General features: G+C 72.2%; 11 protein-coding genes and 1 pseudogene. 5 read left to right on the top strand and 7 right to left on the bottom strand.

Annotated elements, in window-relative coordinates:
* The 4 genes and pseudogenes from ACWGIG_RS31585 to ACWGIG_RS31570 form a co-directional block, all read left to right on the top strand.
* Positions 1 to 117, top strand: a pseudogene (locus tag ACWGIG_RS31585) (glycosyltransferase family 2 protein); the annotation flags it as partial.
* Positions 114 to 1337, top strand: coding sequence for a polysaccharide pyruvyl transferase family protein (locus ACWGIG_RS31580; RefSeq protein ID WP_453325114.1), 1224 nt, complete (start codon positions 114 to 116; stop codon positions 1335 to 1337). The pseudogene ACWGIG_RS31585 and the gene ACWGIG_RS31580, both read left to right, overlap by 4 nt.
* A complete protein-coding gene (gene rfbC, locus ACWGIG_RS31575) occupies positions 1334 to 1897 on the top strand; it encodes a dTDP-4-dehydrorhamnose 3,5-epimerase (RefSeq protein ID WP_453325113.1) in 564 nt (187 codons plus the stop codon). The genes ACWGIG_RS31580 and rfbC overlap by 4 nt, the downstream gene beginning before the upstream one ends.
* Before the next feature lie 7 nt (positions 1898 to 1904).
* Complete coding sequence (locus ACWGIG_RS31570) at positions 1905 to 3242, top strand: glutamate-1-semialdehyde 2,1-aminomutase (protein ID WP_453325112.1); 1338 nt, start codon at positions 1905 to 1907, stop codon at positions 3240 to 3242.
* Here the strand turns inward: ACWGIG_RS31570 and ACWGIG_RS31565 are convergent.
* Together ACWGIG_RS31565 and ACWGIG_RS31560 are read right to left on the bottom strand one after the other, a co-directional pair.
* Positions 3214 to 3903, bottom strand: a complete 690-nt coding sequence (locus tag ACWGIG_RS31565) for a phosphatase PAP2 family protein (protein ID WP_453325111.1) — start codon at positions 3901 to 3903, stop codon at positions 3214 to 3216. The two genes, ACWGIG_RS31570 and ACWGIG_RS31565, sit on opposite strands and share 29 nt — an antisense overlap.
* A 163-nt stretch (positions 3904 to 4066) precedes the next feature.
* Positions 4067 to 4768: an NAD(P)-dependent oxidoreductase gene (locus ACWGIG_RS31560; RefSeq protein ID WP_453325110.1), complete on the bottom strand. Its 702-nt coding sequence runs from the start codon at positions 4766 to 4768 to the stop codon at positions 4067 to 4069.
* A 93-nt stretch (positions 4769 to 4861) separates the two neighbouring features.
* On the opposite strand from ACWGIG_RS31560, the gene ACWGIG_RS31555 reads away from it, so the two are divergent.
* The gene (locus ACWGIG_RS31555; RefSeq protein WP_453325109.1) at positions 4862 to 5554 is read left to right on the top strand and encodes a TetR/AcrR family transcriptional regulator; all 693 of its coding nucleotides are present in this window, start codon (positions 4862 to 4864) and stop codon (positions 5552 to 5554) included.
* A gap of 3 nt (positions 5555 to 5557) precedes the next feature.
* Here the strand turns inward: ACWGIG_RS31555 and ACWGIG_RS31550 are convergent, their stop codons facing one another.
* The 5 genes from ACWGIG_RS31550 to ACWGIG_RS31530 form a co-directional block, all read right to left on the bottom strand.
* Positions 5558 to 6415, bottom strand: coding sequence for an ABC transporter ATP-binding protein (locus tag ACWGIG_RS31550; RefSeq protein WP_453325108.1), 858 nt, complete (start codon positions 6413 to 6415; stop codon positions 5558 to 5560).
* Positions 6412 to 7353 (bottom strand): FecCD family ABC transporter permease, encoded by a 942-nt coding sequence (locus ACWGIG_RS31545; protein ID WP_453325115.1) that lies wholly within the window; start codon positions 7351 to 7353, stop codon positions 6412 to 6414. Before ACWGIG_RS31545 ends, ACWGIG_RS31550 begins: the two co-directional genes overlap by 4 nt.
* A gap of 68 nt (positions 7354 to 7421) precedes the next feature.
* Positions 7422 to 8444: a FecCD family ABC transporter permease gene (locus tag ACWGIG_RS31540; RefSeq protein ID WP_453325107.1), complete on the bottom strand. Its 1023-nt coding sequence runs from the start codon at positions 8442 to 8444 to the stop codon at positions 7422 to 7424.
* The gene (locus ACWGIG_RS31535; RefSeq protein ID WP_453325106.1) at positions 8441 to 9448 is read right to left on the bottom strand and encodes an ABC transporter substrate-binding protein; all 1008 of its coding nucleotides are present in this window, start codon (positions 9446 to 9448) and stop codon (positions 8441 to 8443) included. Before ACWGIG_RS31535 ends, ACWGIG_RS31540 begins: the two co-directional genes overlap by 4 nt.
* A gap of 49 nt (positions 9449 to 9497) precedes the next feature.
* A complete protein-coding gene (locus ACWGIG_RS31530; RefSeq protein WP_453325105.1) occupies positions 9498 to 10346 on the bottom strand; it encodes a siderophore-interacting protein in 849 nt (282 codons plus the stop codon).
* Positions 10347 to 10650: the final 304 nt, after the last annotated feature.

Genomic DNA, 10650 nt, shown 5'->3' with positions numbered 1-10650 from the left:
AGCCGGGCCCGGCCGGGCACCGGCGAGCGGGTCGAGGACCGGGCGCCGGTCGACCCGGCGCTGCTCGCGGTCTCGGTCGACGCGCTGGTCGCGGGGCGCGAGGGGAGGAAGGCGTGACCACGGCCTCCCCCGAAATCCCTGTGCGGGTGGGGGTGTTCGGCCTGCTCGGCTCGGGAAACCTCGGCAACGACGGGTCCCTCGAAGCCGTACTCGGGTATGTGCGCGCCGAGCACCCGAAGGCGGTCGTGGACGCCTTGTGCGGCGGGCCCGAGATCATCACGGCCCGGTACGGGATACCCGCGACACGGCTGCACTGGAACCGCGGGGAGTACCGGACCGCGTCGCGGGCGGGCGCGGTCGCGGCGAAGGGCGTGGGGAAGCTCGTCGACGCCGCCCGCACCGCCGCCTGGGTGCGGCGGCACGACGTGGTGATCGTGCCGGGCATGGGCGTCCTGGAGGCCACGCTGCCGCTGCGGCCGTGGGGCTTCCCGTACGCGCTGTTCCTGCTCTGCGCGAGCGGGCGGCTGCTGCGCACCCCGGTCGCGCTGGTCGGTGTCGGGGCCGCGCCGATCCGGGACCGGGCGACCCGGGCACTGGTGCGCTGGTCGGCGAAGCTGGCCGCGTACCGGACGTACAGGGACGTCTTGTCCCGCGACGCCATGCGGGAGATGGGTGTGGACACCGCGCGCGACAAGGTCTGTCCGGACCTCGCGTTCGCCCTGCCGGCGCCGGAGGCGAGCGCGCCCCCTGGTCCGGTCTGCGTCGGCGTCATGGACTTCCACGGCGGCAACGACGACCGCGACCGTGCCGAGGAGATCCACCGCCGCTACGTCGACGGGACGATCCGCTTCGTCCGCGCACTGGCCGAGGACGGACGGCGGGTGCGGCTGCTCACCGGCGACGCGTGCGACGCGCAGGTGGTCGACGCGATCCTCGACGCGGTGGACTCGCCGCTGGTCACCGCTGCGGAGGCGAACTCGCTGGCCGACCTCATGGAGGAGACGGCGGCTGCCGAGGCCGTGGTGGCCACCCGCTACCACAACCTGGTCTGTGCGCTGAAGGCCGGTACGCCGACGCTCGCGGTCAGCTATGCGGCGAAGAGCGACGCGCTCATGGACCGGATGGGACTCGGTGCGTACTGCCACCCGGCCCGCGAGGTCGACGCCGACCACCTCCTCGTACAGTTCCGCGAGTTGGAGAAGCACGCGACGGAACTACGACGCACCCTCGCCGAACGGAATCAGGAAGCGGTCCGTCAACTCCAGGACGCATTCCTCGACCTGACCAGGGCCCTGTTTCCGGCGGGCGCCCACGACCAACCGCGGGAGACTCCATGAAGGCGACCGAAGTCCCGGACATCGACGGCGCGTACCTCTTCGAGCCGACGCCCTACACCGACGAGCGCGGCTTCTTCTGCCGCACCTTCGACGCCGACGTGCTCCGCTCGGTGGGCCTGGACCCGGACGCCTTCGCCCAGGACAGCGTGTCCCGTTCGGCCCGGGGGGTGCTGCGGGGCATGCACCTGCGCTCCGGCGCCGGGGAGGCGAAGCTCGTGCGGTGCTCGTACGGGCGGATCTTCGACGTCGTCGTGGACCTGCGGCCCCACTCGCCGACGTACCGCAAGCAGGCCTACTTCGAGCTGTCCGACACGACGCAGCGGACGCTCTACGTCCCGGCGGGGTGCGCGCACGGCTTCCAGGCGCTGACCCAGCCCGCCGACACCTCCTACCGGATCGACCGCCCGCACGACCCGGCCGAGGACGTGACGATCGCCTTCGACGACCCGGAACTCGCCATTCCGTGGCCGCTGCCACCGGCGCTGATGTCCCCGAGGGACCGGGAGGCACCGAGCCTGGCCGAGGCCCTGAAGCAGGACCTGAAGCGGAAAGAGAGCTGAAGTCGGCGTGGACACCGAAGAGTTCGCACTCCCCCGGTCGCAGGCGGCGAACGAGCGCCTGCACGCCCTGATCCCCGGGGGCGCGCACACCTACGCCAAGGGCGACGACCAGTACCCCGAGCACCTGGCCCCGGTCATCAGCCACGGCCGCGGCGCCCATGTGTGGGACGTCGACGGCAACCGCTACATCGAGTACGGGTCCGGCCTGCGGTCGGTCAGCCTCGGCCACGCCCACCCGCGCGTGAACGAGGCCGTGCGCCGGGAGATCGACCGCGGCAGCAACTTCGCCCGGCCCTCGATCATCGAGGTCGAGGCCGCGGAACGCTTCCTCGCCACCGTGCCGACCGCCGAAATGGTGAAGTTCGCGAAGAACGGATCCGACGTCACCACGGCGGCGGTGCGCCTGGCGCGCGCGGTCACCGGCCGCCCCAGGGTGGCCGTGTGCGGCGACCACCCCTTCTTCTCCGTCGACGACTGGTTCATCGGTACGACGCCGATGTCCGCCGGAATCCCGGCGGCGACCACCGAACTGACGGTCTCCTTCCCGTACGGGGACCTGGCCGCCACGGAGGAGCTGCTGACCCGCTACCGGGGCGAGGTCGCCTGCCTGATCCTCGAACCCGTCGAGCCGGTCGAACCCGTTGGACCCGCCGCTCCGGGCTACCTCCAGGGCCTTCGGGCACTGGCCGACCGGCATGGCTGCCTGCTGGTCCTCGACGAGATGATCACCGGTCTCCGCTGGTCCGAGGCGGGCGCACAGGGCCTGTACGGCGTGGTCCCCGACCTCTCCACGTTCGGCAAGGCGCTGGGCAACGGGTTCGCCGTCTCCGCCCTGGCCGGGCGGCGGGACCTGATGGAGCGGGGCGGGCTGCGGCACTCCGGCGAGAGGGTGTTCCTGCTCTCCACCACGCACGGCGCGGAGACGCACTCCCTGGCCGCCGCGATGGCCGTGCAGACCACCTACGTCGAGGAGGGCATCACCGCCCGACTGCATTCCCTCGGCGAGCGGTTGGCCGCCGGGGTCCGTGAGGCCGCGGCCACCATGGGCGTCGCCGACCACGTCGTCGTACGGGGCCGGGCCAGCAACCTGGTCTTCGCCACCCTCGACGAGAAGGGGCAGCCGTCGCAGCAGTACCGCACGCTGTTTCTGCGCCAACTCCTCGCGGGCGGAGTGCTCGCCCCTTCGTTCGTGGTGAGCAGCGCCCTCGACGAAGCGGACATCGCCCGCACGGTCGACGTGGTGTCCCAGGCGTGCGCGGTGTACCGCAAGGCGCTGGACTCCGGTGATCCCACACCGTGGCTGGGTGGGCGGCCGGTCAAACCCGTGTTCCGTCGCCTGTCCTGACGTGGCGACGCTCTGGTGCACCGGCGTCGGCCACCCTGTCGACCACCCAGGCCGTCGCCGGTACCACCACCAGGGCGGTGCACCACCCGCCCATGGCATCCGTCGGGTAGTGCGCGGTCAGCGCGACCTGCGCCCACCCCATGGCGGCCCCCGCGACCAGCGCCGCACCGAGCACGAGCAGCGCCCCTGCCGCTCTGCCGAGACCGAACCACCCGGCCGCGCACAGCGCCACCGCGAGGGCGAGCGCGGTGAGGAAGCCGGTGTGCCCGCTCGGGTAGGAGAGGTTGTCGCCGTGGATGGTGCGTCCCACCACGTACTTGAGCCCGGTGGTCACCCCCACGGTCAGGCCGGGCCCGACCACGACGAGCACCGCCGCCCGGGACCGCCGCAGCAGCAGACACCCGGTCACGGCCAGCGCCACCAGCGCCGCCGCGCCCACGGGCTCGCCCAGGAAGTCCACGGCCAGAGCGACGCGTCGCCACGGTGACTCGATGCTGTCCGCCGTCGGCGCGATGATCCACGCATCCAGCGCACCGGGCCGACCGTGGCCCGCGTACATGACCCCGAGCACGGTGACTCCGAGCACACCGAGAACCGCGACCAGCCCGAGCCGGACCCGCAGCGACGCCATCAGCACCGCGCGATCCGACCGGCCGGCCATCCATCCTCCGCTTCCGTGCGACGCATGTCCCCTACCAGTACCCGTAGTTGATGCTACGTCAGCCCATCAGGGCATCGGGATCCCTTCCTGTTCGCCACCCTGGCCAACAGACCGGCAGGGCCTCGCCGGAACCGGGATCATGCCCGTGGACCACGCATCGAATTCATCGACCCGCGTGCGCGAGAGCGCTGGGGGTCCGGCAGCCGACGATCGCCGGGGCCTCCCGCACCAGCGCGTCGTCGGTGAGCGCCTCCACCATGAAGAGCGCGAAGTCGACCCGCCGCGTCCGGTCGCCGGCCAGTACCGGGTCCCCCACGTGCCTGCTCCACACGGGCAGGCCCTGGCTCTCGCCCTCCTCCAGCGTGCTGCCGCGCACCACCGTCCAGCGGGTGTCGCTGGCGAACACCCTGCGGCAGGCCTCCACCTGGTCGTCGAGCTCGACGGCCCGTACCAGCTTGCCCAGTACGGCGGCCACCCGCACACCCAGCCTGAACAGCCACGAGTACCGGTCCTCGCCGTCTCGCGTGATGTGCCAGCCGCACGAGAAGATCAGCCGGGCACCCGGCCGGGCATGGTCGAGGACCGCCTGCGCCGTGCCCGACGAGTAGCTCTGCACGCCCCACGGCGCCAGCACCGTCAGCACCCCGTCGCATCCGGCGACCGCGCGCCGGATCACCTCGGGATCATTCGTGGGTCCTGGCACGACGGTCATCCGGCCTTCGTACGCGGCGAGTTTGGGGACACTGCGCTCCCGGCAGACCCCGACCACCTCGTACCCGCGCTCCAGCGCGTGCCGGACCATGTACTGGCCGAGCTTGCCCGAGGCTCCGACGACGCAGACCTTCTTCGTACGTTCCGTGCCCATGGCGCGTCCCTTTCACCGACAAGCCGACCTTATGACGTAAGGGAAGCTAGCCTTATGCTGTAAGGCAGTCAACAGGTCGGGAAGGAGCCGCAGATGAGCGGCACGAATCGTCGTCAACGCGAGACTTCGGCGCGGGTCCCACTCAGCCGGGAACGGGTGATCCGCACCGCGGTGGCGGTCGCCGACGCGAAGGGGTCGGCCGCGCTGACGATGCGGGCCGTCGCCGAACCGCTCGGCGTCGAGGCGATGTCGCTCTACCACCACGTGGCGGGCCGGGAGGACCTCCTCGACGGCATGGTCGACGCGGTGTTCGCCGAGATCGAACTGCCGCGACGCGACACGGACTGGCACACCGCCATGCGCCGCCGCACCGAATCCGCCCGTGCCGTCCTGCGACGCCACCCCTGGGCGGTCGGCCTGATGGACTCCCGCAGCAGTCCGGGCCCCGCGACCCTGCGCCACCACGACGCCGTCATCGGGACGTTGCGCGCGGGAGGCTTCTCCCTGCGCATGACCGCGCACGCCGTCTCACTGATCGACAGCTACCTGTACGGATTCGTGCTCCAGGAACAGAGCCTGCCGTTCCACGGCGAGGCGGAGCTCGACGAGGTGGCGGGCGCCATCCTGTCCCAGATGCCCGCCGACACCTACCCCCACCTCGCCGAACTGGCCACGGGACACGCCCTGTTGCCCGGCTACGACTACGCCGACGAGTTCGCCTTCGGCCTCGCCCTCATCCTGGACGCCCTTCACCCTGACCAGTCGGCGAGCCGCGAGGAACGGTAGCCGTCACGACCGCTTGCGTGCGGCGGCTCCGTGGAGGGTGGGGACGACCATCGGGGTGCCCGTGACCGGATCGGGGACGATCAGGCTCGGCAGGTCGAAGACCTGCTCGATCAGGGCGGCGTCGACGACGTCGGTGGGGTCGCCCTCGGCGACCACCCGGCCGTCCTTCATCGCGATCAGGTGGTCGGCGAAGCGGCACGCCTGGTTGATGTCGTGCAGGACGGCGATCACCGTGCGGCCCTCGTCGCGCAGCTCCGCGAGGAGGCCGAGGAGTTGGTACTGGTGAGTGATGTCCAGGAACGACGTCGGCTCGTCGAGCAGCAGATAGGGCGTCTGCTGGGCGAGGACCATGGCCATCCACACCCGCTGCCGCTGTCCGCCGGACAGCTCCTGCACCGGCCGGTCGGCGAGGTCGGCGACACCGGCGGCGGCCATCGCTTCCGTGACGGCCTTCTCGTCGTCCGGCGACCACAGGGCGAGGAGCGACTGGTGGGGGAAGCGGCCTCGGCCGACCAGTTGGCGGACCAGGATGTCGTCGGGGGCGAGGGGGTCCTGCGGCAGGAAGCCGAGTTGCTTGGCCAGTGCCTTGGCCGGGTAGCCGCCGACCTCACGGCCGTCGAATTCCACCTGCCCGGCGTCAGGGCGCAGCAGCCGGACCAGTGCGCGCAACAGGGTCGACTTGCCGCAGGCGTTGGGGCCCACGACGGCGGTGAACGCACCGTCGGGGACGTCGACGCTCAGCCGTGTGGACACCACCCGGTCGCCGTAGCGCAAGGTGATGTCCCGCGCGGTCAGGCGTGCGGCCGGCTCGCGTGCGGGGCACTCCCGTACGGCTTGTTCCGTGGTCGGGCGTGCGGTCATGCGCGCCTCACCTCCTTCGTCAGCAGCCAGATCAGATAGCAACCGCCGATCGCGGTGCTCACCACGCCGACCGGCAGCGCGACGGGTGCGAGCAGCATCTGGGCGAGCAGGTCGGCGCCCTGGAGCAGTACCGCCCCGGCCAGTGCGGCGGGGAGCAGCGGTACTCCGGCCGCGCCCGCGAGCCGGCGGCCGATCTGCGGGGCGGCGAGCGCGATGAACGCGATCGGTCCCGCGACCGCCGTCACCGTGGCCGTACAGCCGACGCCGACGAGCACCATCAGCAGCCGCAGCCGGTCGAGACCGACGCCGGTGGTCACCGCGATCGCGTCGCCGAGCGAGGCCTGGTGCATGGAGTGCGCCCGGGTGGCCATCACGGCGAGGAGTACGGCGATCACGGAGAACGGGATGCCGAGGTCGGCCCAGCCCACGCCGTTGAGCGAGCCCGCGCTCCAGCCGACCGCGGCGATCGCCACCTCCAGGTCGGCGCGCAGCACGATCCACGAGTTGACCGCGGTCACCATCGCGTTGAGCGCGATGCCGATCACCACGAGGCGCAGGCCCGAGAAGCCCTTGTCGAACGAGAGGAAGTAGATCGCGGCGGCGACGAGGAGCCCGCCGAGCACCGAGCCGACGGCCAGTTGCGCGGAGGTGCCGGACAGGACGGTGAGCGCGAGCAGGGCGCCGGAGTAGGCACCCGCGTCGAGGCCGATCACGTCCGGGCTGCCCATGGGGTTGCGGGTCAGGTTCTGGAAGAGGGCTCCGGCCACGCCGAGGGCGGCGCCGAGGACCAGCCCGGCCAGCACGCGTGGCAGCCGCCAGTCCGAGATCACCACGGAGCGTTCCGCGCCGGTGAGTACGGAGATGACCCTTCCGGGAGGGGACCAGGACGCGCCGTAGCAGAGCCCGAGCAGGCCGAGGCCCAGCATCACGGCGAGCATGACGGGGACGAGCACCGCCGTGCGGCGCTCGACCCGGAGCCCCGGCCCGCGCCCGAGTACGAGAGTCGTCACAGCGCCCCCGCCCCGTGGCGGCGTACCGCCCAGATCAGCATGGGTGCGCCGAGGAAGGCGGTCACGACGGCCACCGGCACCTCGCCGGTGGGGAGCAGTACCCGCGACCCGATGTCGGCGACCAGCAGCAGGACCGGGCCGAGGACCATCGTGTGGAGGATCAGCCACGGCACCGAGCCCGCCGCGGGTCTGCGGACCAGGTGCGGAACGATCAGCCCGACGAAGAGGATCGGCCCGGCCACCGCGGTCGCCGCCCCGCTGAGGACGGTGATCAGTACGAGTGCGGCGGCCCGCACCCGGTTCACCCCCGCACCCAGTGTGTGCGCCACGCTCTCCCCCAGTGCCAGGGCGTTCAGCGCCCGGCTCAGCAGCAGCGCGCCGAGCAGGGACAGTGCGATCGCGGTCAACGGCCAGGCCAGCGGGGCCTGTTCGCGAGCGGCGAGGGAGCCGACCGACCAGAACCGGTACGCGTCGAAGACGTCCGGCAGCATCAGCCGCATGCCCAGCGCGACACCGCTGAGCACCGCGGTCAGGGCCACGCCGGTGAGCACCAGGCGCAGCGGCGAGCGCCGTCCGACTGCGGCGACCAGCAGCGCGGCGAGCACCGAGCCGGTGACGGCCCAGCCCAGCTCGCCCGCCTGTCCGGCGGCGAGGCCGAGCCCCGAGCCGAGGGTGACGGCGAATCCGGCGCCCGCGGTGACGCCCAGGATGCCGGGCTCGGCGAGCGGGTTGCGGGCCAGCGTCTGGATCAGCGCGCCCGCCACCGCCAGGGCGGCGCCCACCGCGACGGCCAGCAGCGCGCGGGGCGCCCGGACGTCCCGTACGACCAGGTGGTCGTCGGTGCCCCCGAAGTCGAAGAGCGCACGGACGACTTCGCCGGGCGCCACCGGGCGGGCTCCCACGCCCATGCTGAGCACGACGACCACCGCGAGTAGCGCCAACCCGCCGATGAGCAGGCCGAGTTGAGGTGCGGTCCGCCGGGTGCGCGCCGCTTCGGGCGCGATGCCGGTGACGGTCACTTCTTCAGCAGCGGGGCGAGCGACTTGTCGATCGCGTCCAGGGTCTGCACGGCCTGCCCGTAGGTCGCCGCCTCGGTGTAGCGGAGCGGGAAGGTCTTGCCGGCCTTGACGGCGGGCAGGTTCTTCCACAGCTTCGAGTCCATGGCGTACTTCACGGACTCGGGGAGGCTGCCGTCGGGCTTCACGGAGTAGGTGATGGCCTCGGCGTCCTCGAAGGAGGCAGGGAGTTCCTCGACGGACGGGTATTCGCTGACCGCGTGCGAGCCGGGGCCCGGCTTCTTGACCTTGCCGTAGTACTTCGCGCCCATGTCCTCGGCGATGTTGGTGCCCCAGGACTTGCCGAACTCGCGCTGGAAGGTGCCCTTGGCGGCCTCGCCGTACGCACCGAGGTGGCCCAGCTTGAGCTGCGGCAGCACGTCCTTGTACTTGGCGGCGAGCCCGGCCGCCTTGGTCTCGTACGTGCTCTTGCCCGCGTCGAACTTCTTCAGCGCGCCCGCGGCGTCCGCCTGCTTCTTGGACTGCTCGCGCCACGCGGCCGGCACGGTCGGGCCGATCGCCACGACGGGGGCGATGGATTCCAGCCGCTTGACGTCGATGTCGCCGAGCACCGGGGCGGGCACGCCGATGACGATCAGATCGGGGTCGGCCTCGGCGACGGCCTCGTAGTTGGTCTCGGCCGCCTGCTCGCCCGCAACCTTGGGGAGCTTCTTGTACGCGGCCAGGTCCTGCGCGTTCATCATCGGCTCGCCGCGCTTCCACGAGGAGATCCCGACCAGCGGGGCGCCGGCCTCGATCATCACGGGTACGGCGTAGCCGGTGGCCACCACGCGCTTCGGGGCGGCCGGGATGGTGATCTTCCCGTTGTCCGCGGCGAACACCCGGGTCTTCCCCTTGCCGGAGGCTTCCGAGGCGCTGCCCGACGAGGCGTCCGACGACCCGCATCCGGCCAGGACCAGGGCCAGCACGACGGCGCCTGCCGGGCCGGAGGTTCTGCGTATGGACATGTGGGGCTCCTTGCTCGCTGCGTGAATGTCCGGGTACGGCTCGTGCGGGTCAGTGGTCGTCGTCGAAGTTGGAGACGCCGCACTTCCAGTAGCCGGTGATGTCGTGGTCGGCCTTGGCCAGGCGCAGTTCGTCGCGGACCCAGCGGCGCAGCGGCTTGAGCTGCCCGGCCTCGCCCGCGGCCCACACGTACACCCGTTGGTTCTCGGGTACGGTCACCGCGGTCACGGCCCGTGCCAGCGCGTCGCCGGTGCCCGCCGGGCTGCCGCCGCGGTGCAGCCAGTGCACCTCGAAGCCCGCGGGGGCGTCCAGCTCGATCTCCTCGCCCGCATCGGCGACTTCGACGAACGCCCAGCCCTTCGCGTGCCGGGGCAGCTCCTCCAGCCGGCGGGCGAGGGCGGGCAGCGCCGTGAGGTCGGCCGCGAGCAGATAGCGGTCGTACGCGTGCGGAACGATCATCCCGCCGGGCGGTCCCGCGAGGGGCATGACGGCGCCCGGTTCGACCGTGCTCGCCCATTGCGAGGCGAGTCCGCCCTCGTGCAGGGCGATGTCGATGTCGATCTCGCCGGTGTCCGGGTCGTACCGGCGCACGGTGTACTGGCGGGTGGCGGCGGCGGCCCCCGCCCAGCGCAGCATCAGCCCGTTCGGCTCGGGCAGCCGCAGCGTGCCGTCCTCGTCGGGGAAGAACAACTTCACGTGCTCGTCGGGCGAATGGGCCTCGAACCCCTCGGTCCCCTCGCCGCCCAGGGTCACCCGGATCAGCCCGGAGCCGACCGTGGTGGTGCGCAGGACCTCGGTCTCCCGGATGCGGATCGGGTAGGCCACGTCCTCGGCCTGCCGCCCCGCCCGGACCTCGGCTATCCGCTCCAGGTGGCGGTGCCTGTGGTCTTCCCGGCTCATGCGGTCCCGCCCGTGGGGAGCGCCGTCGGGGCCACGGGCGGGTGCCCCGCCCCGGGCCGCGCGGCCCGGTCGGCGCGGCTGCGCCCGGGCGGGAAGGACTGGTTCATCGGACGACTCCAGCGAGGATCGGCGCGGTCGGCGCATCGGCGGTGCGGACGGGAGAGTCGAAATCCGTCGCCACGGCAGCGCCCATGCCTCTGGCCCTCCAGCTAGGAAGGCAAGGCTAACCTAATCAACTGCGCGGAGCGCGCGCAAGCAGACTTCACACCCGATGACCTCGCACGACATGACCTCACGTCATGTG

The organism is Streptomyces sp. NPDC054863, from assembly GCF_053610825.1.
The sequence above is the reverse complement of the archived record's forward strand: the minus strand, read 5'-3'. Positions and strand labels throughout refer to the sequence as shown.